The following is a 24082-nucleotide window of genomic DNA, read 5'->3' on the forward strand; positions in this document are numbered from 1 at the left end:
GCGGGCGGGTCCGAGGGGGCGGGCTCAGCGGAAGGCGGCGATGCCGGTGAGGGCGTTGCCGATGACGAGGGTGTGGACCTCGCTCGTTCCTTCGTAGGTGAGGACGGACTCGAGGTTGTTGGCGTGCCGGATCACCGGATACTCCAGCGTGATGCCGTTGGCGCCGAGCACGGTGCGGCACTCGCGGGCGATCCGCAGGGCCTCGCGGACGTTGTTGAGCTTGCCGAGGCTGACGCGCTCGGGGGTGATCTGGCCGGAGTCCTTCAGGCGGCCCAGCTGAAGGGCGAGCAGCATGCCCTTGCCGAGTTCGAGGCACATGTCGGCCAGCTTCTGCTGGGTGAGCTGGAAGCCCGCCAGGGGGCGGTTGAAGACCGTGCGGTCGGCGGCGTAGGCGAGCGCGGTCTCCAGGCAGTCGCGCGCGGCTCCCAGGGCGCCGAAGACGATGCCGAAGCGGGCCTCGTTCAGGCAGCCGAGCGGGCCGGACAGGCCCCGCGCACCGGGGAGCATCGCGTCGGCGGGCAGGCGTACGTTGTCCAGCACGAGCTCGCTGGTCACGGAGGCCCGCAGGGAGACCTTGTGCTTGATGTCGTTGCGGGTGAAGCCGGGGGCGCCGGCGGGGACGAGGAAACCGCGCACGCCGTCGTCGGTGCGGGCCCACACCACCGCGATGTCGGAGACCGAGCCGTTGGTGATCCACATCTTGGTGCCGTTGAGGACCCAGTCGGAGCCGTCGCGCTCGGCGCGGGTGCGCATGGCGCCCGGGTCGGAGCCGGCGTCCGGCTCGGTCAGTCCGAAACAGCCGATGAGCCGGCCGGCGGCCATGCCGGGCAGCCACTGCTGCTTCTGCTCCTCCGAGCCGTACGCCCGGATGGCGTACATCGCGAGCGAGCCCTGCACGGACACCAGGCTGCGCAGACCGGAGTCGACGGCCTCCAGCTCCAGGCAGGCCAGGCCGTAGGAGACGGCGCTCGTCCCGGCGCAGCCGTAGCCCTCCAGGTGCATGCCGAGAACGCCCAGCTCACCCAGGGATGCCGCGAGTTCGCGCGCGGGGATGGCGCCCTGCTCGAACCACTCGGCGACGTGCGGCCGCAGTTCGCGCTCGCCCATGGCGCGCACGGTGTCGCGGATGTCCCGCTCCTCGTCGCTGAGCAGGGTGTCGATGGCGAACAGGTCGAAGGGGTGGACGGGGGAAGTCGTCATCGAGGCCTCTCCTGACGGCTGACAACAGCGGGTGACTGTGGATACGATCCCACCCGAGATTCGGATATCGGATCTTGGATCCAATTTGCAGCGTAGCCTCAGACCCGGTCGCTGCCAAGACACGAGAGGAGAGCCACATGCCGTCCGACCACCCGCAGCCCGAGCAGGCCCTGTCCGGCATTGTCGTCGCCGACTTCGGCCGCGTGCTCGCCGCCCCGTACGTGACGATGCTGCTGGCCGACCTCGGCGCCGAGGTCATCAAGATCGAACGCCCCGGCGCCGGCGACGACACCCGTGCCTGGGGCCCGCCCTACGCCGACGGCGAGGCGACCTACTTCCTCGGCGTCAACCGCAACAAGCGCTCGGTCGCGCTGGACCTCACCGACGCGCACGGCAGGCGGGCCGCCCAGGAGATCGCCGCCCGCGCGGACGTGCTGGTGGAGAACTTCCGCCCCGGCACGATGGACCGCCTCGGCCTCGGCTACGACACCCTGCGCGCCCTCAACCCGAAGCTCGTGTACTGCTCGGTGACCGGATTCGGCGCCGGCCGAGGCGCCGCGCTGCCCGGCTACGACCTGCTGGTGCAGGCGATGGGCGGTCTGATGAGCGTGACCGGCGAACCGGACGGCCACCCCACCAAGGCCGGCGTCGCCCTCGTCGACGTCATCACCGGACTGCACGCCGGCATGGGCATCCTCGCCGCCCTGCGCCACCGCGAACGCACCGGCCAGGGCCAGCGGGTGGAGGTCTCCCTGCTCACCTCGCTGCTGTCGGCACTCACCAACCAGGCCTCCGCCTACGTGGCCGGCGGCGTCGTACCGCAGGCCATGGGCAACCGCCACCCGTCGATCGCGCCCTACGAGGTCGTCGACGCCCAGGACCGCCCCCTGGTGCTGGCCGTGGGCAACGACCGCCAGTTCACCGCCCTGTGCGCGGCGCTCGGCCTGCCCGAACTGGCCCGCGACCCCCGCTTCGCCACCAACCCGGCACGGGTGGCCCACCGCACCGAACTGCTCGCCGCGCTCGACGGGCCGCTGCGCAGCCGCCCGGCCGACGAGTGGTTCGAGGCCCTCACCGCCGCGGGCGTCCCCTGCGGCCCGATCAACGACCTCGCGGCGGCGTTCGCCCTCGCCGACGGCCTGGGCCTCGAGGCCCGCGTCCGCGTCGACGACCCGCACCGCGACCGGCCGGTGGAGCAGGTCGCCAACCCCATCCGGCTTGATGTCACCCCCGCCGCCTACCGCAGCGCGCCGCCACGCCTCGGCGAGCACACCCAGGAGGTCCTGAGCGAACTGGGCCTCGCCGACCCGCAGGAGGCCACCGCCTAGCCTCCGGTCCCCGGCGACGCCGGTTTGCGCCGGGCTCGGTGCGGCCAGCCGGCCGGGCAGGGCGGGATCTCCCGCGCCAGATCTCAGGCCACGACAGGGCGGACGTGATCTGAAGCGGCACTAGGATGAACGCGCCCACCAGCCGACCCGCCAGCCGACCCCCCCTTCCGCGCAGTGGAGACATCCCGCCATGACCAGCCCCACGCACCGGCGGCGCCCGCCGACCGCCCAGCAGTTCGTGCTGGCAGAGGTGCGCCGGGCCATCACCAGCGGGCAGCTGGGACCCGGCGCCCCCATCCGGCAGGAGGCCCTCGCCGAACAACTCGGCGTCAGCCGCCTGCCGTTGCGGGAAGCGCTGAAGAGCCTGGAAGCCGAGGGCCTGGTCGTCCACGAGGCACACCGGGGCTACTTCGTCGCCGAGTTGTCCCTCGCGGACCTGCGCGAGGTGTACCGCATCCGGCAACTCCTGGAGGCCGAAGCCGTACGCCAGGCGTCCGAGAACCTGGACGGGCCGGCTCTCGCGGCCATCGAAGCGGCCCAGCACGAGGTCGAACAGGCAGCCGCGGCGGGCGACGTGTCCGCCATGACAGCCGCCAACCGCCGCTTCCACTTCGCCCTCTACGAAACCGCCGGCATGCCACGACTGGCCAGGCTCATCACCACCCTCTGGGACGCCACGGACGCCTACCGCTCCCTCTACTACGGCGAGCCCGCCAACCGCGACCACGTGGTGAAGGAGCACCGCACGATCCTGGACGCCCTGCGCGGCGAGGATCCCGAGCGAGCGGTACGACTCCTCGACGAGCACCGCTCCCACGCCGTCGCCGCCCTGGAGACCATGCTCCACCAGGACTGACGGCCCCACGCCACCTCCGACGGTCTCGGACTCCCTTCGCCGACGGCCGGGGAAAAGGCCCGTGATCGCCGCCGTGCTCCGTCGTACGCTGACGCGCGACCATGACGAGGGAGGACGGACGCATGGGGACCCGAAGCCTGACCCGTACCGAAGCCGAGCGCCGGGCGGCGCTGCTGACGGTCGAGCGGTACGACGTGGACATCGACCTCACGGCCCTGCCCGACGGTCCCGAGGTCCGGTGCGTGTCCACCGTGACGTTCACCTGCCGTGAGCCGGGCGCGGAGACGTTCGTGGACTGCGCGGCCGACGTGCTGAGCGCCACCCTGAACGGCACCGCGCTCACCCCCGCCGGGGACGGCCGCATCCGGCTGCCCGGCCTCGCCGCGCACAACGTGCTGCGCGTGGAGAGCGTGCAGGCCGACACGGCCACCGGAGAGGGCGTGCACCGGGCGGTCGACCCCGCGGACGGCGAGGTCTACGTGTGGATGAGCTTCGAACCGGACGAGGCCCGCTTCGTCCGGGCCTGTTTCGACCAGCCCGATCTGAAGGCCCCGCACGCCTTCACCGTCACGGCCCCGCCCACCTGGACCGTCACCGGCAACTCCGCGGCGGCGCGCGTCGAGGAGCTGGCGTCGGCCCGCCGCTGGAGCTTCGCCGACACCCCGCCCCTGTCCGTGTACAACACGGTCGTCAACGCCGGACCCTTCCATGAGATCCGCCGCCAGGCCGACGGCCACGACCTGGGCCTGTACGCCCGCCGTTCGCTCGCCGAGGTCCTCGACCGCGACGCCGAGGAGATCTTCACCCTCACCCGCCAGGGACTCGCCTTCTACGGCGAGGCGTTCGCGATGCCCTTCCCGCAGCGCAAGTACGACCAGGTGTTCATGCCCGAGTTCGGCGGGGCGATGGAGAACTACGGCTGTGTGACCTGGTCCGACGCGTTCCTGCGGCGGGCGGAGCCGACGCCCGCCGAACGGGAGCTGTTCGCCAAGGTGCTGCTGCACGAGATGGCGCACATGTGGTTCGGCAACATCGTCACCATGCGCTGGTGGGACGACCTCTGGCTGAACGAGGCGTTCGCGGAGTTCGCCTGCCACTGGGCCGCCGAGCGCGCCACCCGGTACACCGACGCGTGGGCCGGCCACCTGGTGGGCGACAAGCTCAAGGCGTACCTCGCCGACCAGGGCCCCGTCTCCCACCCCATCCACCAGCCCATCCACGACGTCGCCCAGGCCGCGTCGATCTTCGACAACATCACCTACCCCAAGGGCGCCTCCGTCCTTCAGCAGCTCATGACGTACGTCGGCGAGGAGAGCTTCACGGCCGGCATGGCCGCCTACTTCGCCCGCCACGCCTGGGGCAACACCACCCTCCAGGACCTCGTCGAGGCGCTCGCGAAGGCCGGCGGGCGCGACCTGGACGCCTGGCGCACGGCCTGGCTCGCGACGGCGGGCACCGACCGCTTCCGCCTGGAACGGGACGGTGAGACCGTCACGCTGGTGGCCGACGGCACGCCGCGCCCGCAGGTCATCGCGGTGGGCGCCTACGCCCGCGACGGCGAGGTCCTCGAGCGCACGGCGCTGGTACGGGTCGAGGTGGCGCAGCCCCGCACCCCGGTCACCGGCCTGCCGCCCGCGGCGGAGTTCCTGCTGGCGAACGACGACGACCTCACCTTCGCCACCACCCGTCCCGACCCGGCGGGCAGGGACGCGCTGTTCCGCACGGCGGCGCAGCTTCCCGCGGCCGTCTCCCGGGGCGTCGCAGCCGCGACCGTCTGGGACATGCTGACCAACGGCGAGGCCACGGCGGCGGAAGCCGGGCGGTGCCTCACGGCGGTGCTGACCGCCGAGACGTCCGACGCCGTGATCGAGCCGTATCTGACACTCGCCGCGGACATCGCCGAACTGTGGGCGCCGCCCGCCGAACGCGCCGCACTGACCGCCCAGGTGGCCGCGGCCTGCCGGCGTCTGGCCGAGGAACCGGGCCGCCGCCAGGTCGCGCTGCGCGGTCTGGCCCGCACCGCCGCCGGCGCCGACGACCTGGCCTGGCTGCGCACCCGGGCGGGCGACGACGTGGACCTGCTCTGGCGGGCGCTGGTCCGCGAGGCGGAACTGGGCGGCCAGGTGGCGTCCGGGTCCGCCGCCCTGCTGGAGCGCGACCCCGACCCCGACGCCTGGGTGCGCGTCCTCACGGTACGGGCGGCCCTGCCCGACCCCGCCGCGAAGGCCGAGGTCTGGCAGCGGCTCGCCGTGGACCGCGCCGTTCCCGTCAGCTCCGTCGGTCAGGTGGCGACCGCCTTCTGGCGCCCGGCCCAGGACGAGCTGCTGACCCCCTACACCCAGCGCTACCTCGACCTGCTTCCCCAGCTGCACCAGGGCGGGATGATCCCGGCGATGGTCTTCACCAGCCGCCTCTTCCCCCCGTACGCCATCGACGCCGCCTACGTCGAGAAGGCCCGGCAGGCCGTTCGTGACGCGGCCCCGGTGGTCCGCAACATGCTCCTGGAGCGTTCGGACGCCGTGGCGCGGATGCTGCGCGCCCGCGCGGCGGCTTCGTAGCGCTTCGGATCTCAGGCCTCCGGCGGCCATGTGGAGACGTGGTGGGAGCGGTACAACGATCGGGCCGGTTCGGTGGTCGTACGGGGTGACACATCGGTCTGCGGCGTTCGCCGTCGGTCGCTGCTGCTCGTGAGGTGCGGCAGCAGGGCCTGTTGTTCCTGGGGAGGATTCATGAGCCGCTTCGTCGCACCATTCAGTGACAGACAAGGCATGGCGAGCCGCGGGGTCGTGGTGGGGGTCGTCGCCGTTCTGCTGGCGGGGATCGGCGCGACGGCCGACGCCGCGTCCGGAACCACGCCCGGCGACCCGGTGGTCAGCGGCGCCACCGTCAACTCCGGGCACGACGTCATCGTGGGGATCACGCACGACGTCGTCTTCCCGGTGACGGTCACCGGATCGGACGACTCCGGCCTGGCCTTCGTCGACGTCGATCTGAAAGGCCCGCACGGCGGTTTCTACACCACCGACGCGTTCTGCGAGACCGCGACGGCCTGCACGACCGTGTTCACCGTCAACGCCCACCCGGCTCCGGGCAGCGACGATCCGGTGGACCTGGCCAACGCCAACGCGGGAACGTGGTCGGTCGACGCGTTGGCCGACGCCAACGACGGTGGCAGCGTCTTCGCCCCCGGTATCGGGTCCTTCGGCCTCAAGCGTGCCGCACGGCTCACCGTCGACGCCGCCCCGGAACCGGTGGCCAAGGGCGCCCGGATCACCGTCACCGGCAAGCTCGTGCGGGCCAACTGGGACACCTACCGATACGCGGGATACGCGGGCCGTGCCGTGAAGCTGCAGTTCCGCCCGAAGGGCAGCAGCACCTACACCACCGTGGGGACCGTCCACACCAGCAGCACCGGCACCCTGCGCACCACGGTCAAGGCGGTCAAGGACGGCTACTGGCGCTGGAACTTCACCGGCAGCGCCACCACCGGGCCGGCCAAGGCCACCGGCGACTACGTCGACGTACGTTGACGTACGTTCCTGACTCAGGCTGGCCACGGCCGAGCGCCCCCGGCGCCGTCCACTCCCTGGTCAGCCGGCCGGTGCGGCCCTCTGTGCCGCACCGGCCGTGACTGGCCCGAGTTCCAGTCGCATCCTGCCGGCCCAGTCGCATCCCGTCCGGCTGGGACCGGCCCGACTTCGTCCTCACGGACGAGGAGAACGGCTGTGTGGCCGTCAAGAACGGCCGCGAACTGCCCTTCGCCTCCCTGTACTGGCGAGCCCGGCAGTGCGTCAACAACTACGCCCGCGTCCGCCACGTCCCTCGGCGTCCACTTCGACGGCGTCGAGACCATGCTGGTGGGTCGCGCGCCCTTCTCCCTGAGAAAGGGGCGATTTCCCTCGCGCACTGCCAAGGGCCGCGCCCGCGGTACGCGAGGGAAATCGACCGATCGGACTCGGAATGTCATTGCCGTAGGGGAGAGCGGCAAATGGGTTTCGGCCGGATGTCCGCGCGGAATCGTTTCGCCTGCGAAGAGGGCGGTCCGGAGGCCGCTGTACGTCCGGCGGTGCCGCTGGAGCGGGGCGTTCGAACTGTTCACGGCATCGATATTCCGGCGGCTTCGCCACGCCGTTTTCCCGGTCACGCCCAGCGCGCGACTGGCTTGAAACCGCCGGTGCGTTGTCACCGAGCGGGACTGCGAGCAGGGAGGATTCAGCGCGAGTCGGCATCCCGTGGCGTGACTCGTCAGCGTGAGGGCAAACAGCGGGTCCGAGCGGAACGCCGGAAGGAAACGTCCCACAGGGCGCGTACTTGGCTCGAAATCGCGTCCTGCCCGGCCAATGCGGCCGGCAGGTACGGTGTTGATATGCCACGCGCCCTGTCTTTTACTCAAGACGGCAGGACATCGCTTCCGAGCGGACAGCAGGGAAACGGGGGAGACGCGTGGACATCGGCATACTGGGCCCACTCGCCGTACGGATGAACAGCGTATCCGTCACACCTACCGCACCCAAGCCTCGCCGGGTGCTGGCGCTGCTGGTCCTCAACGCCGACAGAACCGTGCCGGTCGACACCCTGGTCGAGGAACTCTGGGGGCACCAGCCGCCGCGCAGCGCGCGCCCCACGCTGCAGACGTACATCCTGCAGATCCGCGAGATGATCACGGCCGCGCTGGCGCACGACCCGGACGGATCACCGCCGCGGACCGCCAAGGACGTCCTGCTGACCGTGCCCGGCGGCTACCTCCTCAACAGCGGTGGAGGCGTCCACGACGTCAGGGAGTTCGAGCGGCTGAGCGGCATGGGCTACCGGGCCATGGACGCCGAGGACTACGCCGCCGCCGCCGAGTTGCTGCGCGAAGCGCTGCGGTTGTGGAACGGCCCGCCGCTGGCCGACGTCACCCCCGGCCCGCACCTGAGCACCCAGGCCAGGCGGCTGGAGGAGAGCCGGCTGTGCGCCCTCGACCAACGCATCGAGGCCGACCTGCGGCTGGGCCGGCACCGGGAACTGCTCGCCGAACTGACCGTGCTGGTCAGTCTGTACCCCGGCCACGAGAGCCTGTGCGGCCAGTACATGCTGGCCCTGTGCCGGGCGGGACGCAGAGGGGAGGCCCTGGACGCCTACCGGCGGCTGCGCACCACACTCGTACGCACCCTCGGTCTCGAACCCTCCCCGCCGCTCGCGAAGCTGCAGCGGTCCATCCTGTGCGCCGGCCCCGAACACGCGGTGCCTGCCACCGCCCCGCGCGTTGCGGCACCCCGCTCCGACCGGCTGACCCAGGCCCGCCTCAAGCAGCGGTCCAGCGGGGCGGCGCACCCTTGATCCCCGCCGGAGAAGGGGCGAGCACGGGCGGCGCGCGGACGGTTGCCCGAGCGGGACCGGACCGCGCTCCGGGCGGCACCCGACGGCCGCGGGACGAATGGGCTTCGGCTGCCCGCGGCACCTCGGCCCGATCGGGGCGGACGTCGAACGGGCGGACCGGGTGGTTCCCTTCAGCCTGCCCGTCGGGCGGGCCGGGACGCCTGCCGGGGCCGCGGTCCCGGCAGGTCAGCCCGGGCGGGAACTCCGGGCCCGGCCGATGCGGCGGTGGACGCTGAAGGGGACGTACGGCCAGGCGTCCGGCCACGGTCCGCGCCGCAGGTTCTCCGCGCCCCTTCCACCTGGAGGATGCGGGGGGTTCGCGGCCCACCGGGGTGCCGGACACCGCCGGGTGGGGCTGCGGGGCCCCCTGGTGGCGGGCGGGTGCCCGGTGGATGAGGCTCACCGCGGCGCGTCCGGCGAGGTTCACCGCCGGACCGGCTCCGCACCGGCCGTCCGGTGGAGTTCCGATGCCCTCCCGCCGGAGGGGGCGGGGGAGGGGGAGGTGCCGCGCCCACGATCGGGACCGGGTGCGGCCACCGGTGCGTGAGAAGAGGCGGCGGCAGGGGCGGGCCTGCCGTGCCGAGACAGGGGACCGGAAGCACAGCGAGACGGACAGGGGAGAGGGGGAAGGGGAGCCGCGTCCCCGCCGCCGCGGTGGACCAGGGCGCCCCTGGACATCGGATGAACACCCATCACGCGGTGCCGGGCACCGTCGTGTGCGTGGTCCACGAACCGGGCGGGTCGGCCACAGACCGCTCGCATGCGTTCGGCCTGCACGGACTGCCCGCCCGTGGCCAGGCCGAACGGCTCGCGGCCCGGATCGTCGAACGCCACGGCACCTTCTCGGTGATGCTCGACAGCCACGGCTCCGGCCGGCACACGCTCACCCTCGTGAGGCACGGCCCCGACGGCGGCACGGGCCGGCTGCCCCCGGAACTCCTCGCCGACCTGATGGTGCTGCCCGCCGACGCGGAGACCGTGCCGCTGGGCGGTGCCCAGCGCGGCCTGGTACGCGAGGCCGTGCAGAGCGACGGGGACCGCAGCCGCCATGTCGAGCAGCTGACCTGGAGGTGGACCGGCCCGCTCGACACGGCAAGGTTCGTCGCCGCCTGGCAGTCCGTGGTGGAACGCGAGTCGGTGCTGCGCGCCTCGGTCGACTGGGTGGCCGCTCCACGCCTGGTGCTGCACGAGCGGGCCGCCGTCGACGTCGTACGTCACTCGCGGACCGCCCTGCCCTGGCGTGACCTGCTCGCCCGCGACCGGTCGCAGGGGTTCGAGCTGCACCGGGCCGGACTGCTGCGGCTGACGCTGCTGGACGACACACCGGCCGTCGGCGCCGGGGCCGGGCCGTCCACCCGGGTCCTGCTGACGTACCACCGCGCCCTGTTCGACGAGCGGGCCGTGAGTGTGCTGCTGCGCGAGTTCTACCGCGCCTATCTGGCGGGCGGGCCGCTGCCCGGCGGTGAGCGGCGGCCCGACGTACGGGACCACGCCCGGTGGCTGGCCGGGCAGAACACCGATGCCGCCCGCGCGTACTGGACGCGTGCCGCGCCGCCGCGGGACGCGGCGCTCAGCCCTGGGCGGCCCGGTGCGCCGACCGGGCAGAGCGGGCCCGCGCAGCTGCAACGCCGCCTCGGGCCGGCCCGGACCCGGCGGCTGAGGGAGTGGGCGGCGGGCTGGGGCGCGGGGGAGAGCAGCGCGCTGCACCTGGTGTGGGCGCTGCTGCTGTACCGGGCCACCGGCGCGCGGCAGCCGGTCCGGGTGGCCTTCGGGGTGTACCTGTCCGCGCGGGACATCGCCCTGCCGGGAGCGGCGCACGCGCCCGGACTGCCGGGCGGCTCCCTGCCGTTGACCGTAACCGTCGACCCCGCGGCGCCGGTGGGCCCGCTGGTCCGGCGGGTCCGGGACGCGGTGCTCGACATGTCGGCCTACCCGTGGGTCTCCGACGAGCTGATACGGGAGTGGACCGGGCGCGGCGAGGACGCGGACACCATGCACACCACCCTCTTCTTCGACAGCCTCCCCCACCTGTCCCCGGCCGTGCGCGGTGAGCTGGCCGCCCAGGGCATCCGGGTCGGCGTACCGCACCTGGTGGGCGGCGACACCAGCCTGGCCGTCACGCTCGTCGCCCGGCGCGACGCCGACGGCGGCCTCTGCCTCACCGCGCTGTACGACCGGCAGGTGCTGCGCGACACGGACGCGGCGCAGACCCTCGCGCAGTGCGTGCGGCTGCTGGGCGCTCTCGCGGACTTCACCGAACCGCACGCCACCGTCGGGCAGGTACTGGGCGCGCTGGACGGCACCCACGTGCCGCGGGCGGCGCCGCGCCCGCCGCGCACCGGCGTCACCGGCCTGACCGTGCTGCGCCGCGGGGAGCCCGGCGCGGACGTCATCTGCCTGGTGGCGGGGGCGGGCGTGGTGCCCGGCGCGTACGAACGTTTCGTAGGCCGTCATGACGGCCCCGAGCGGATCGTGCAACTGCGCTGCCGGGGCGTGCCGCCCGTGCTGCCCGCCGCACTGTCCGACGCGCTGGCCGGCGGGGGCCGGCTGCTGCTGTGCGGCTGCGGGCCGGGCGCGCTCACCGCGTACGGGCTCGCGCACACCCTGCCCGCCGTGGTGGACCCGGTCGTCGTGATGACGGGCGTGGGCGGTGCCGAGGAGAGCGCGCAGGCGTTGTCGGCGGGGCTGCGGTCGGTGACGGCGCGGCCGGGGACGACGAGGACGGGGACCGGTGGGAGGGGGACCGGTGGGAGGGGGACCAGCAGGACGGGGACCACGAGGACGGGGACCGCGAAGACGGGGCCGTGAGGCGGTTCGGTGCTGGTGCTGGTGCTGGTGCGAGGGCAGCCCCGGTGCAGGTGCCGGCGCCGGGGTCGGGGCAGGGACCGGGGCCTCGGCCGCTCGGTGCTTCGGCGCACTGGCGCGGCCCGACCGGTTCTCGAGCGGTGTCGACGACCGTGGCGGAAGTGGGAGGAGGCCGTCATGAGCAACGCCGCCGCACTCGACCCGCGTGAGCACCGAACCGGCCGCGGCGACCGTGCGTGTCGGGATACAGGTGTGAGCGTGAGCACGGAAGGCGAGGCAGCGTGGACATTGACCTTCTAGGAGCGCTGGACGTGCGCGAGAATGGGGTCTCCGTCGCCCCCACCGCGCCCAAACCCCGCCAGGTGCTCGCCCTGCTGGCCCTGCACGCGGACCAGGTCGTGCCGCTGTCCGTGTTCCTGGAGGAGCTGTGGGCGGGCGCGCCGCCGCGCAGCGCCCGCACCACCCTGCAGACGTACGTCCTCCAGCTGCGCGAGCTCATCGGCGCCGCACTGCTCGAGGACGCCCCGGACACCCCGCCGCGCACCGCGAAGGACGTCCTGGTCACCGCGCCCGGCGGGTACACCCTGGTCAGCGGCGACGGCGTCAGCGACGTCCGGGAGTTCGAACGGCTCGCCGGTGTCGGCTACCGGGCGATGGACACCGGGGACTTCGCCGGAGCCTCCCGTGTCCTGCGCGAGGCGCTCGACCTGTGGACCGGCACGGCGTTCGCCGGGGTGCAGCCCGGCCCGCGGCTGGCCACCGAGGCCAAGCGGCTGGAGGAGAGCCGGCTGTGCGCCCTCGACCAGCGCATAGAGGCCGATCTGCGGCTGGGCCGCCATCGCGAACTGCTGGCCGAGCTGACCGTGGTGTCCAGCCGGTACCGCACCCACGAGGACCTGCACGCCCAGTTCATGATCGCTCTTCATCGCTCGGGCCGCCGCGGGGAGGCCATGGATGTCTACCGTCGTCTGCGCACCACGCTCGTGCAGGAGCTGGGCCTGGAACCCTCCCCGCGGCTGACCCGGCTCCACCAGCACCTGCTGGCGTCCCCCGGCGACGGCTCGGCCCCCTACCCCGGCCCGGAAGGCGACCTGCCCCCGGCCGAGGAGCGCATGGCGGCGGCGGGCCGGCCCGGAGCCGGTACCCGGGCTCACTCTTCGTACTGACGTCTTACTGACTTCGTACCGAGGGCGGCGGACGCGCCTCCCTCCCGGACGCCGGGGCTGCTCCACGTGGCGATGACCAGCGGGACCCGCGCGCGAGAGCCGGAAGCACCAGCGGCCGCCGCCGAGGCCGGGGCGCGGCCGGCACCCCGCGACTGACGCCGGACCTTACGACTCCATGGACGCGGACAGGACGCCGGAGCGCACCGGTGACGGCCGCACGACCGCCGATTCCGGTGCCGGAACGGGCCGGCCGGTGCGGCTGTGGCTGTGCGCCGACGAGGACCTGCCCCCGCAGGTAGCCGGAGCGCTCGCCGAGCGCTGGCTGGACCGGCGGGAGAAACAGACCGCGCGCGAGTTCGTCTCCGAGCGCGACCGGCGGCGGTACCTGCTGGCCCACATTCTGGTACGGCGGGTCCTGGCGGGGGAGACCGGGCTCACCGAACCCGAGCTGGTGATCCGGCGCTCCGCGCGCGGCCGGCCCTTCCTGCGGTGTCCCGCGGGCGGACCGCCGGGCGGCGCGGACCGACTGGACTTCAACCTCTCCCACAGCGGCGGATACAGCCTGCTCGGAGTGGCGCGGCGCCGGCGCATCGGCGTCGACCTCGAACTGATCGAGCGGCTCGACCGTGCCGGCCTGCCGCCGGATGCCGTCACCGGCACCTTCGCGCCCGAGGAGCGGGCGTGGATCGCGCGCGCGAGGACGGACGCACTGGGGGCGCGGCGCGTGCTGCGCCTGTGGACCCTGAAGGAGGCCTACGCCAAGGCGCGCGGCCTCGGTCTCGGCCTGCCGTTCGACTCCTTCGCCTTCACCCTCGCCGCCGACCGCGGCGTCCTCGCCTTCCGGCTGCCCGAGGACGACCCGACGGGACGGTGGAGCTTCCTGGAACTGGAGCCCGTGCCCGGCGTCCTCGTCGCCGTCGCCGTCCAGGCCGACGACGGCCCGCCGCCCCCGCTCCAGCTGCACCACGGCTTTCCCCGGGCGGGCAGAGGAGAGCCCGACACCCTCACGCTGCCCGAACCGCCGGGGCGGGCCAGGGGCGTGGCGGACGGCTGACCGCCTGACAGGGGAACCGGCGATCCTGCGGAATTGAAAATTCCGGCAAAGACGGACCTCTTGCATGGAACTCCGCTACAGAGCCGCTTGAGAAAAGCGCTCAGGGCGGAAGGGCCCGGCTAGCTTGCCTTTCGGCACGGGTGCGGGACCGGGCACGGTGTCGTCGAACGTGAGCAACGGGGAGGATTGTGTGAGGATTCAGCTTCTTGGTCCGTTGAATGCCCAGGTCAAGGGCAGATCGATTGTTCCGACCGCCGGCAAGCCGCGGCAGATCTTAGCGCTGCTCGCGCTGTATCCCGGTCGAGTCGTGCCCGTCTCGACGCTCATGGAGGAACTGTGGGCGTCGACGCCTCCGCAAAGCGCGCTCACCACGTTGCAGACGTACATTCTTCAACTGCGCCGAAGGATCGGCGCCGCGATGGGGACCGGCTCCTCGCACGCCGTGAAGGACGTGCTCGCCACCCGGCACGGCGGATATCTGCTGCAGATCCCGGGGGAACGCGTCGACGTGCACGAGTACGAGAAGCTGGTGCGCGAGGGGCAGGAGGCCTTCGGGGCCGGGGACAACCAGGTGTCGGCCGACCGCTTCCGGGCCGCGCTGGACCTGTGGCGGGGCCAGACGTTGGTGGACATCAAACTCGGGCCCGTGCTGGAGATCGAGGCCATGCGCCTGGAGGAGAGCCGCCTGGTGACCGTGGAGCGGCGCATCGACGCCGACCTCCGGCTCGGCCGGCACACCGAAGTCATCGCCGAACTCAGAGAACTGACGGCACGTCACCCACGGCATGAAGGCCTGCACTCGCAGGTGATGGTGGCCCTGTACCGTTCCGGACGGCAGAGCGCGGCCCTGGACGTCTACCGCGGGCTGCGCGCCCGGCTCATCGAGGAACTGGGCGTCGAGCCGTCCCCGCAGCTGCAACGGCTGCACCAGGCGATGCTGTCGGTCGATCCGATGCTGAACGTGCTGGCGGGGCCGCGGCGGACGTCCACATTCGATCTGTTCGCGGCCTGAGCGCGGGGAGAAGACCATCCCTCCAGTGCGGCTTGAGCGGGGTTGCGCATCCTGGCCGTGGACGACCGAGAGGGGAGACGCCCCCGAGCCGTACGCCGTTGCCGGGCCGCGTGCCGGACAGCGTCCGCAGACGACGGCACAGCGTCTGGAGCACACCAGGACGACGACCGCGAGGAGACCCCCATGCTGACGACGACCCCGTCCCCGAACGCCCTGCTGCTCGGCGCGCCGTACCGGCCGGACGAGCGCGAGATCGTCGTGCACGTCGACGACCACACCGAGACCTTCAAAATGCGGGTGGAGAACCGTTACGACCACTTCGAGCCGACCGACGAGTTCGTCCGCCGCGGCGAGAGCGAGCTGCGGGTGTTCCGCTACATCCGCTACACCCGGGTCGCGGAATAGCCTGCCCCGCGCATTCCCTTGACACGCCGGGCGGGACGCTTCCCGCCTGCTGTGGTGACGTGCAGCGGCGGCGACGTCGAGCATCCGGTGCGACGGAGAGGGCGAGGGAGAGGGCAGCGTGGAGACACCGGCGCGGCAGGAGGCCGACGGTGAGGCCGTGGCCGCTTTCGTCGAGCGGTTCGCCGCGGACCTGACCGAGGCGGGCATCCCGCGGATGTCGTCCCGGATCTTCGCCTGCCTGCTCGCGGAGGCGGACGGCGTGCTCACCGCCGCCCAGCTGGCCGAGCGGCTGTGCGCCAGCCCGGCCGCGGTGTCGGGTGCGGTGCGCTACCTGGCGCAGCAGCACATGCTCAGCCGCGAGCGGGAGCCCGGTTCGCGGCGCGAACGCTACCGGCTCCACACCGACATCTGGCACGAGGTGGTGGCCGGCCGCGACAAGGTGTTCGCGCGCTGGAGCGCGACCATGCGGGCGGGTGTGAAGGCCGTGGGGGAGGACACCGCCGCGGGACGGCGCCTGGCCGAGGCCGCCGCGTTCTTCGATTTCACGAAGGCCGAACTCGCCGCCATGGTCGACCGCTGGCACCGGAGCCGGGCCCTGACGCGGGAGAACCAGGCCTGACGGGGCCGTTCCCCGGCACGGGGCCGTGGCGCCGTTCCCCGGCATGGCGCCGTTCCCCGGCACCGGGCCGGGTGACGGCGAGCACACACGACGGCCCGGCGGGCAGCGTCCCTCGACGCCGCCCGCCGGGCCGCTGCCCGTGCTCTCAGTGCGCCCGGAAGCCGCGCCCCGACTTGCGGCCCAGGTAACCGGCTGCCACCAGGTGCCGCAGATGGCGGGCCGGTTCCAGCGTGGGCTCCTGGAAGGCCCGGTGGAGCGTCTCCTGGATCTGCAGCGAGACGTCCAGGCCGATCACGTCCAGCAGGGCGAGCGGGCCCAGCGGATAGGCGCAGCCCGCCGTCATGACCGTGTCGATGTCCTCGGCGCTCGCGCGGTGCTGCTCCAGCAGCCGCACCGCGCCGTTGAGATACGGGAACAGCAGCGCGTTGACGATGAACCCGGCGCGGTCGCCGCACGACACCGGATGCTTGCCGAGATCCGCGCAGACCGCGCGGACCGTGCCCAGCGCCTCCTCGGAGCTCAGCACCGTGCCCACCACCTCCACCAGGCGCATCACCGGCGCCGGGTTGAAGAAGTGCATCCCGAGGACCGACTCGGGACGGGAGGTGACGACGGCGCACTCCACCACCGGCAGGCTCGACGTCGACGTGGTCAGCACCGCGCCCGGCCGGCACACGCGGTCCAGCCGGCGGAACACCGCGCGCTTGACGGCCAGATCCTCCGCGACGGCCTCCACCACCAGGTCGCACTCGGCGACCGCGGCCATGTCCTGGGTGCCCGTCAGCCGTTCCACGGCGGCGTCGCGGTCCGCGGTGTCGATCTTGCCGCGGTGGACACCCCGGTCCAGGGAACGGGCCACACCGTCCAGGGCCTCCTTCGCACGGACCTCCGTACGGGCCACCAGCACCGTCCGGCGGCCGGAACGGCCGAACACCTCGGCGATGCCCCTGGCCATCGTGCCGGAGCCGATCACGCCGACCGTGCGCACCGGCCGCGCGACGGCCAGGGCCGCGGGCGCGAGCCGGGCGGGTGCCTCCTGCGGATGTCGGTAGAAGCCGCGGCCCGACTTCACACCCAGCAGCCCAGCCGTCACCATGTGGTCGAGCAGCGGCGGCGCCAGATAGCGGGACTCCCCGGTGAGTTCGTACAGACCACGTAAGCCGTCACGGATCGTGTCCAGGCCGATCAGGTCCGCGTGGGCCAGCGGGCCCAGCGGCAGGCCGCAGCCCAGCCGCATCGCCGCGTCGATGTCGTCACGCGAGGCGTAACGGCGCTCGAACATCGCGATCGCGCCGTTCAGGTACGCCAGCAGCAGGCCGCCGCCGACGAACCCTGGCTGGTCGCTCACCGCGACCGGGGTGCGCCCCGTACGCCGTACCAGCTCCTCGACGGCCGTGCGCACGGCCGGATCCGTGACGGGCGTGTGCACCACCTCCACGCAGCCCCCCTCGGGGGCGTGCCCCACCGGATGCAGGCCGACGGTGCGCGGCAGCCGTCCGCAGGCGGCCGCGATCCGGGTGACCGGCAGCGACGTCGTGGTCGCGAACACGGTGTCCGCGCCGCACAGGTCGGCGGCCCGGCGCAGCAGGTCCGCCTTGAGCGCGAAGTCCTCCGGCACCGCCTCGATCACCAGGCCGCTGCCCGCGACCGCCTCCAGTTGGGTGGTGTACGTGACCGGTGCGGCGGACGCCCGGTCGCCGGCGACCCGTGCGGTGCGCTCGGCACCGCGCGCGAGTGACGCCTCGTCCGTCTCGACGGCCACCACCGGCACACCGGCCCGGGCCAGCGTTCCGGCGAGGGCGGAGCCCACAGTGCCCAGGCCGAGCACCGCGACCCGCGCGAAACCGGGGGAAGCTGCTGTCGTGGTCATGCCGCTGATTCCTTTCGTCGGGGCTGAGGCCCTAGACGAGCAAGTCCGACGGGTTGGTCCCGGCGGCCGCCGTCCCGCCCCAGCGCACCAGGACGGTGCCCAGCGACATGCCGCCGCCGAATCCGGCCAGCAGCAGCAGATCGCCCTCGTGCAGCAGACCGCTTCTGCGGGCGTCGTCGAGGGCGAGGGGGATGGAGGCCGCACTGGTGTTGCCGTGCCGGGCGACGGTCAGATGGGTGCGGGCGCGGTCCAGACCGAGCCGCGGCACCGCTTCGGCGAGCATGACCCCGTTGGCCTGGTGCGGAACGAAATGGTCCACGTCGCACAGGTCGAGGCCGTGCTCCTCCACCACCCGCCGTACCGCACGCGGCAGTTCGGCCATGACGAACTCGCGCACGCCGCGCCCGTTCATGCGGAAGTGGTGCAGTCCTTCGGCCAGCGTCTTCTCCGATGCGGGCAACCGGCTGCCGCCCGCCGCCACTTGGATCAGATCGTGCCGGTCGCCGCGGCTGGCCAGGTGTGCGCCGAGCACTCCGGACCCGTCGGCGGCCGGGCCGAGCACCACCGCGCCGGCGCCGTCCCCGAAGAGGATCGCGGTGCGCCGGTCGGTCCGGTCGATGATCCGCGAGTAGGTGTCCGCGCCGATCACCAGGGCGTACCCGGCGGACCGTCCACCGGGCGCGGCCGGCAGCAGCCGGGCCGCCGCCACCAGCGCGAACACGAAACCGCTGCACACGGCGTTGAGGTCGAAGGCAGCCGCGTCCGGCGCGCCCAGCCGGTCCTGCACCAGGCAGGCGGTGGCCGGCTGCGGGCAGTCCGGGGTGGACGTCGCCACGACGATCCAGGACAGCTCCGCCGCCGTGATCCCGGCCGCGTCCAGGGCCGCGCGGGCCGCTTCGACCGCCAGGTCGGAGGTGGCCTCCGAGTCGGAGGCGTAGCGCCGTTCGAGGATGCCGGTCTTGCGCTGGATCCACTCGGCGGAGACCCCGGCCCGGGCCGCGCACACGCTGTTGGAGACCGTGTCGGCAGGCAGATACGATCCGGTGCCCAGGATCCCGATTCCCGTTCCGGCACCACCGGGACGACCGGGACCGGCCGGACCACCCGGAGCACCGGCACCGCCCGGACCCCCGAGAGTACTGGGACCGCCCGAAGCACCGGGGTCATCGGGATTGCCTGATTTCCCTGTCATGACGGCTCCTGACCGTTCCGCGGCAAGCGCCGGCACAGGAACGTCGTTCGCCAGCCGCCGCCGCTCGAAGGGACTTTCCGCAAGGTTCTCCGTGCGGCGGCCGGGCCGGTAACCCTTGTCTGCCCCCCTAAGCGCCCCTACGAGCCGCGTCCGGCCGTGACCAGGACCCCGGCTTGGCCGCACCTTTGAACCGCGCTTCAGCGTCCGGCCGTCGCCGCACGGAATTCCCCGGATCCGGTCCACCCGAGCCGACGGAGCCCTGGAGACGCGCCAGGAAATCAGCGAAGGGGGAGCTCGTGGCTGAGCCAGCGAATTCGGCGGGACGGACGGCGGCACCGGAGGCCACCGAGGCCACCGAGGCGTCCCGGCCGGCCGGGACGGCCGGCCCGGCGACCGCACCCGTCGCCGTCGTCGGCCTGTCGTGCCGCTTTCCGCAGGCCGACGGCCCCGACGCCTACTGGCGGCTGCTGCGTACCGGCACCGACGCGATCACACGCGCGCCCGAACACCGCCGCGACACCGTCGCACCCGACGCGCCCGAGACCGTCTGGGGCGGCTTCCTCGACCGCGTCGACACCTTCGACGCCCGCTTCTTCGGCATCTCGCCGCGCGAGGCCGCCGCCATGGACCCGCAGCAGCGGCTCGTCCTGGAACTGGCCTGGGAGGCCCTGGAGGAGGCCGGCATCCTGCCCGGCACGCTGAAGAACACCGCCGCCGGCGTGTTCATCGGCGCCATCTGGGACGACTACGCCCCCCTCGTGCACGCCGACCGGGCCGCCACCGCGCACGCCTTCACCGGACTCAACCGCGGTGTCATCGCCAACCGCGTCTCCTACACCCTCGGCCTGACCGGCCCCAGCCTCACCGTCGACACCGCCCAGTCCTCCTCCCTCGTCGCTGTCCACCTAGCCTGCCAGGCCCTGCACAGCGGAGAGGCCGACCTGGTCCTCGCCGGCGGCGTCAACCTGCGCCTCGGCGCCACCAGCGCACAGCGCACCGCCGGATTCGGCGCGCTGTCCCCCGACGGCCGCTGCCACACCTTCGACGCCCGCGCCAACGGGTTCGTCCGCGGCGAGGGCGGCGGCATCGTCGTACTCAAACCCCTCGACCGCGCCCTCGCCGACGGCGACCGCATCCACGCCGTGCTGCTCGGCAGCGCCGTCAACCACGACGGCGCCACCGACGGCCTCACCGTGCCCAGCGCCGCCGCCCAGGCCGCCGTCGTCCGCCGCGCCCTGCGGCAGGCCGGCACCGATCCGCACGACGTCCAGTACGTAGAACTCCACGGCACCGGCACCCCCGTCGGCGATCCCGTCGAGGCCACCGCGCTCGGCGAGGCCGTCGGCCGCGGCCGCGACGCCGACGACCCGCTGCCCGTCGGCTCCGCCAAGACCAACGTCGGACACCTCGAAGCCGCCGCGGGCATCGCCGGCCTGATCAAGACCGTGCTCGCCGTCCGCCACCGCGAACTGCCGCCCAGTCTCCACCACGAGACACCCCATCCGGCCATCGACCTGGAGGGCCTGCGGCTGCGCGTGCAGACCGCCACCGGTCCCTGGCCGCACCCGGAGCGGCCCCTGATCGCCGGGGTCAGCTCCTTCGGCCTCGGCGGCGCGAACTGCCACGTGGTGGTCGGACCGCCCCCGGCCCCGCCGGCCGACGACAGCGCCGCCGAGCCCGCGGCGCCGGGCCGCACGCTGCTCTTCCCGCTGTCCGCCCGCGGTTCCCGGGCCCTGCGCGCCCAGGCCGGCCGGCTGCGCCGCCACCTCGACGCGCACCCCGCCGCCGACCCGGCACGCCTGGCACAGGCCCTGGCCACCACCCGCACCGCGCACGAGGACCGCGCGGTCGTCCTCGCGCAGGACCTCGACCAGCTCGCCGAGCACCTCGACGCGCTCGCCGCCGGCAGGGACACCGCCCGCCTCGTCCAGGACCGCGTCCGCACCGGCGCCACCGCGTTCCTCTTCTCCGGGCAGGGCAGCCAGCGACCTGGCATGGGGCGCGAACTGCACGCCGCCCAGCCGGTGTTCGCCGCCGCGTTCGACGAGGCGTGCGCCGCCCTCGACCCGCACCTGGACCGGCCCCTGCGCGACATCGTCTTCGCCGCCCCCGGCAGCGCTGACGCCGCCCTGCTCGACCGCACCGCCTGGACCCAGCCGGCCCTGTTCGCCCACGAGACCGCCCTGTTCCGGCTTCTCGACCACCTGGGCGTGCGCCCCGACTACCTGGTCGGCCACTCCATCGGCGAACTCGCCGCCGCCCACGCCGTCGGCGTCCTCGCCCTCGACGACGCCGCCGCTCTGGTCGCCGCGCGGGGCCGCCTCATGGACGCCCTGCCCGAAGGCGGCGCCATGGCGGCCGTCCAGGCCACCGAGGAGGAAACGCACCCGCTGCTCACCGACCGGGTGCGCCTCGCCGCGATCAACGGGCCGCGCTCCGTCGTGGTCTCCGGCGACGCCGACGAGGTCGCCCGCATCGTAGAGCACTGGCGCGCCCGGGGCCGCAGGACCAAACGGCTGAGGGTCAGCCACGCATTCCACTCCCCGCACATGGACGGCATGCTCGACGCGTTCCGCACCGTCGCGGCCGGCCTCACCTACCGGCCCGCCCGGCTGCCCGTCGTCTCCAACGTCACCGGCCGCATCGCCGCCCCCGAGGAACTGGCCGACCCCGAGTACTGGGTGCGCCACGTCCGCGACGCCGTACGGTTCGCCGACGGCATGCGCACCCTGCTGGACGCCGGCGTCACCACCTGCGCCGAACTCGGCCCCGACGGTGCCCTCGCCTCCGCCGGCCGCGAAATCGCCGCCGAGCAGGCCGCGTTCGTACCGCTCACCGGCGGCGGCCGCCACCCGGAAGCGGAGGCGTTCACCACCGCCCTGGCCCGCCTCCACACGCTCGGCGCCGCCGACGGCCTCGACTGGGACGCCGTCCTCGGCACCCCCGGCACCCCCCGCTGGGCTCTGCCGGCCCTGCCCGGCTACGCCTTCCAGCGCAAGCGCCACTGGGTCACCCCGGACACGAGCGCGGGCACGCACGGCACGGCGACCGCGCACGACGCCGCGGGCGCGGCCTCCGCATCCGACGCCGACGCCGGGGTCGATGCCGCGGCGGCCGATGCGGTGGGCAATGCGGTGTTCGACCCCTACGCCGACCCCTACGCCGACGCCGAAGCCGGCGCCGGGATCGACGTCGTGACCGACGGCGCCGGCGCCCCCGCGGCCGGCCGGCTGCGCGCGCTCCTCGAACCGCTGCCCGCCGAAGCGCGCGAGCAGGCCGTCCTGGACCTGCTGCGCGGCGACATCGCCGTCGTCCTGCACCACGACGACCCCGCCGACATCGACCTGCGCGACACCTTCCACAGCCTCGGCTTCGACTCGTGGAGCGCCGTCGAACTGCGCGACCGGCTAAGCCGCGGCACCGGCCTCGACCTGCCCAGCAGCCTCCTGTTCGACCATCCCACGCCGATCGCCCTGGCCCGCCACCTGCGCGACCGCGCCCTCGGCGCCGACCACGGCACCGCCGTCCCCGTCGCCGCCCAGCGTGCCGACGACGGCGGGGATGGCGGCGACGACCCCGTCGCGATCGTCGCCATGGGCTGCCGCTTTCCCGGCGGCACCGACTCACCCGAGGCGCTGTGGCAGGTCCTCACCGAGGAACGCGACGTCATCGGCCCCTTCCCCACCGACCGCGGCTGGGACCTCGACGGCCTCTACGACCCCGAGGGCCGACCCGGCAGGCACTACGTGCGCGAAGGCGGATTCCTCGACGGAGCCACCCTCTTCGACCCGCAGTTCTTCGGCATCTCCCCGCGCGAGGCCGCCGCCATGGACCCGCAGCAGCGGCTCCTGCTGGAGACCTCCTGGGAGACGCTGGAGCGCGCCGGCATCGACCCGCACTCCCTGCGGGGCTCCGCCACCGGCGTGTTCGTCGGCGCCACCTTCCAGGACTACGGACCCCGCCTGCACGAAGGCACCGAGTCCACCGAGGGCTACCTGATGACCGGCAGCACGCCCAGCGTCGCCTCCGGCCGCATCGCCTACACCCTCGGCCTCGAAGGCCCCGCCGTCACCGTCGACACCGCCTGCTCGGCCTCCCTGGTCGCCCTCCACCTGGCCGCGCAGTCCCTGCGCTCCGGCGAGTGCTCCCTGGCCCTCGCCGGAGGCGTCACCGTCATGCCCACCCCCGGCATCTTCGTCGAACTCACCCGCCAGCGCGCCCTGTCCGCGGACGGCCGCTGCAAGTCCTTCTCCGCCTCCGCCGACGGCACCGGCTGGTCCGAGGGCGTCGGCCTGGTCCTGATGGAGAAGCTGTCCGACGCCCGCCGCAACGGCCACCGCGTCCTCGCCGTCGTCCGCGGTACGGCGGTCAACCAGGACGGCGCCTCCAACGGCCTGACCGCCCCCAACGGAACCTCCCAGCAGCGTGTCATCCGCCAGGCCCTCGCCAACGCCGGTGTCACCGCCGACTCCGTCGACGCGGTCGAGGCGCACGGCACCGGCACCCGCCTCGGCGACCCGATCGAGGCCCACGCCCTGCTCGCCACCTACGGACAGGACCGACCCGAGGACCAGCCCCTGTGGCTCGGCTCCGTCAAGTCGAACATCGGCCACACCCAGGCCGCCGCCGGCGTCGCGGGCGTCATCAAGATGGTCATGGCGATGCGGCACGGAGTGCTGCCGCGCAGCCTCCACTGCGAGGAACGCTCCCCCCACATCGACTGGGACAGCGGCGCCGTCGCCGTCCTCACCGAACACCGCGACTGGCCCGTCACGGACCGCCCCCGCCGCGCGGGCGTCTCCTCCTTCGGCATCAGCGGCACCAACGCCCACCTGATCCTCGAAGAAGCCCCTGAGCCTCCGGAGACCGGCGTCGGCGAGGAGAGCGCCGCCGGCCCCGTCGCCTGGCTCCTCAGCGCCCAGAACGACGACGCCCTCACCGCACAGGCCGCCCGGCTGCGCGCCTACGCCGACTCCCACCCCGACACCCCGCTCGACGCGGTGGCCTCCGCTCTTGCGGCGCATCGTGCGGTGTTCGATCACCGTGCGGTGGTGGTGGGTGCGTCGCGGGAGGAGTTGGTGGCGGGGCTCGAACGTCCGTTGGCGCGGGGGGTGGCGGGCACCGGGGGGAGGGTGGTGTTCGTGTTTCCGGGTCAGGGGTCGCAGTGGGTGGGGATGGGGGTGGAGTTGCTGGATTCGTCGCCGGTGTTCGCGG

General features: G+C 73.6%; 15 protein-coding genes. 12 read left to right on the forward strand and 3 right to left on the reverse strand.

Going from position 1 to position 24082, the window contains the following annotated elements:
- Nucleotides 1-24: 24 nt before the first annotated feature.
- Nucleotides 25-1200 carry an acyl-CoA dehydrogenase family protein gene (locus AB0G63_RS32880; RefSeq protein ID WP_360757874.1) on the reverse strand — a complete coding sequence of 392 codons (1176 nt, stop codon included), beginning with the start codon at nucleotides 1198-1200 and terminating at the stop codon, nucleotides 25-27.
- Nucleotides 1201-1337: 137 nt separating this feature from the next.
- On the opposite strand from AB0G63_RS32880, the gene AB0G63_RS32885 reads away from it, so the two are divergent.
- The 11 genes from AB0G63_RS32885 (at nucleotide 1338) to AB0G63_RS32935 (ending at nucleotide 15806) form a co-directional block, all read left to right on the forward strand.
- Entirely contained in the window at nucleotides 1338-2528 is a 1191-nt protein-coding gene (locus tag AB0G63_RS32885) for a CoA transferase (RefSeq protein WP_360757877.1), read from the forward strand.
- 190 nt (nucleotides 2529-2718) lie between these two features.
- Entirely contained in the window at nucleotides 2719-3384 is a 666-nt protein-coding gene (locus AB0G63_RS32890) for a GntR family transcriptional regulator (RefSeq protein ID WP_360757880.1), read from the forward strand.
- Between the two features lie 122 nt (nucleotides 3385-3506).
- Nucleotides 3507-5942 (forward strand): aminopeptidase N, encoded by a 2436-nt coding sequence (gene pepN / locus AB0G63_RS32895; RefSeq protein WP_360757883.1) that lies wholly within the window; start codon nucleotides 3507-3509, stop codon nucleotides 5940-5942.
- A 210-nt stretch (nucleotides 5943-6152) separates the two neighbouring features.
- Nucleotides 6153-6914, forward strand: coding sequence for a calcium-binding protein (locus AB0G63_RS32900; protein WP_360757886.1), 762 nt, complete (start codon nucleotides 6153-6155; stop codon nucleotides 6912-6914).
- Between the two features lie 913 nt (nucleotides 6915-7827).
- Entirely contained in the window at nucleotides 7828-8706 is an 879-nt protein-coding gene (locus tag AB0G63_RS32905) for a BTAD domain-containing putative transcriptional regulator (RefSeq protein WP_360757888.1), read from the forward strand.
- A gap of 720 nt (nucleotides 8707-9426) precedes the next feature.
- Nucleotides 9427-11553, forward strand: a complete 2127-nt coding sequence (locus tag AB0G63_RS32910; RefSeq protein ID WP_360757891.1) for a condensation domain-containing protein — start codon at nucleotides 9427-9429, stop codon at nucleotides 11551-11553.
- Nucleotides 11554-11831: 278 nt separating this feature from the next.
- Entirely contained in the window at nucleotides 11832-12716 is an 885-nt protein-coding gene (locus tag AB0G63_RS32915) for an AfsR/SARP family transcriptional regulator (protein ID WP_360757895.1), read from the forward strand.
- 175 nt (nucleotides 12717-12891) lie between these two features.
- A complete protein-coding gene (locus AB0G63_RS32920; RefSeq protein WP_360757899.1) occupies nucleotides 12892-13770 on the forward strand; it encodes a 4'-phosphopantetheinyl transferase superfamily protein in 879 nt (292 codons plus the stop codon).
- 190 nt (nucleotides 13771-13960) lie between these two features.
- Complete coding sequence (locus AB0G63_RS32925; RefSeq protein WP_360757902.1) at nucleotides 13961-14782, forward strand: AfsR/SARP family transcriptional regulator; 822 nt, start codon at nucleotides 13961-13963, stop codon at nucleotides 14780-14782.
- 183 nt (nucleotides 14783-14965) lie between these two features.
- On the forward strand, nucleotides 14966-15187 hold the full coding sequence (locus tag AB0G63_RS32930; RefSeq protein WP_351893895.1) for a DUF5988 family protein: 222 nt from the start codon (nucleotides 14966-14968) through the stop codon (nucleotides 15185-15187).
- Between the two features lie 118 nt (nucleotides 15188-15305).
- Entirely contained in the window at nucleotides 15306-15806 is a 501-nt protein-coding gene (locus AB0G63_RS32935) for a MarR family transcriptional regulator (protein WP_360757905.1), read from the forward strand.
- 145 nt (nucleotides 15807-15951) lie between these two features.
- Here AB0G63_RS32935 and AB0G63_RS32940 read toward each other — a convergent pair whose 3' ends face one another.
- Both AB0G63_RS32940 and AB0G63_RS32945 read right to left on the reverse strand, forming a co-directional pair.
- On the reverse strand, nucleotides 15952-17676 hold the full coding sequence (locus AB0G63_RS32940; RefSeq protein ID WP_360757908.1) for a 3-hydroxyacyl-CoA dehydrogenase NAD-binding domain-containing protein: 1725 nt from the start codon (nucleotides 17674-17676) through the stop codon (nucleotides 15952-15954).
- A 31-nt stretch (nucleotides 17677-17707) separates the two neighbouring features.
- Nucleotides 17708-18736, reverse strand: coding sequence for a beta-ketoacyl-ACP synthase 3 (locus tag AB0G63_RS32945; protein ID WP_360757911.1), 1029 nt, complete (start codon nucleotides 18734-18736; stop codon nucleotides 17708-17710).
- A 548-nt stretch (nucleotides 18737-19284) separates the two neighbouring features.
- Between AB0G63_RS32945 and AB0G63_RS32950 the strand changes: the two genes are divergently transcribed.
- A partial coding sequence (locus AB0G63_RS32950; protein WP_360757913.1) for a beta-ketoacyl synthase N-terminal-like domain-containing protein occupies nucleotides 19285-24082 on the forward strand: 4798 nt, incomplete at its 3' end.

This window comes from Streptomyces sp. NPDC020996, assembly GCF_040641355.1.
Classification (GTDB): domain Bacteria; phylum Actinomycetota; class Actinomycetes; order Streptomycetales; family Streptomycetaceae; genus Streptomyces.

Coding starts and splice junctions, on each gene's coding strand:
- AB0G63_RS32880 (WP_360757874.1), bottom strand. CDS start 1,200: ATGACGACTTCCCCCGTCCACCCCTTCGACCTGTTCGCCATCGACACC.
- AB0G63_RS32885 (WP_360757877.1), top strand. CDS start 1,338: ATGCCGTCCGACCACCCGCAGCCCGAGCAGGCCCTGTCCGGCATTGTC.
- AB0G63_RS32890 (WP_360757880.1), top strand. CDS start 2,719: ATGACCAGCCCCACGCACCGGCGGCGCCCGCCGACCGCCCAGCAGTTC.
- pepN (WP_360757883.1), top strand. CDS start 3,507: ATGGGGACCCGAAGCCTGACCCGTACCGAAGCCGAGCGCCGGGCGGCG.
- AB0G63_RS32900 (WP_360757886.1), top strand. CDS start 6,153: ATGGCGAGCCGCGGGGTCGTGGTGGGGGTCGTCGCCGTTCTGCTGGCG.
- AB0G63_RS32910 (WP_360757891.1), top strand. CDS start 9,427: ATGAACACCCATCACGCGGTGCCGGGCACCGTCGTGTGCGTGGTCCAC.
- AB0G63_RS32920 (WP_360757899.1), top strand. CDS start 12,892: ATGGACGCGGACAGGACGCCGGAGCGCACCGGTGACGGCCGCACGACC.
- AB0G63_RS32930 (WP_351893895.1), top strand. CDS start 14,966: ATGCTGACGACGACCCCGTCCCCGAACGCCCTGCTGCTCGGCGCGCCG.
- AB0G63_RS32940 (WP_360757908.1), bottom strand. CDS start 17,676: ATGACCACGACAGCAGCTTCCCCCGGTTTCGCGCGGGTCGCGGTGCTC.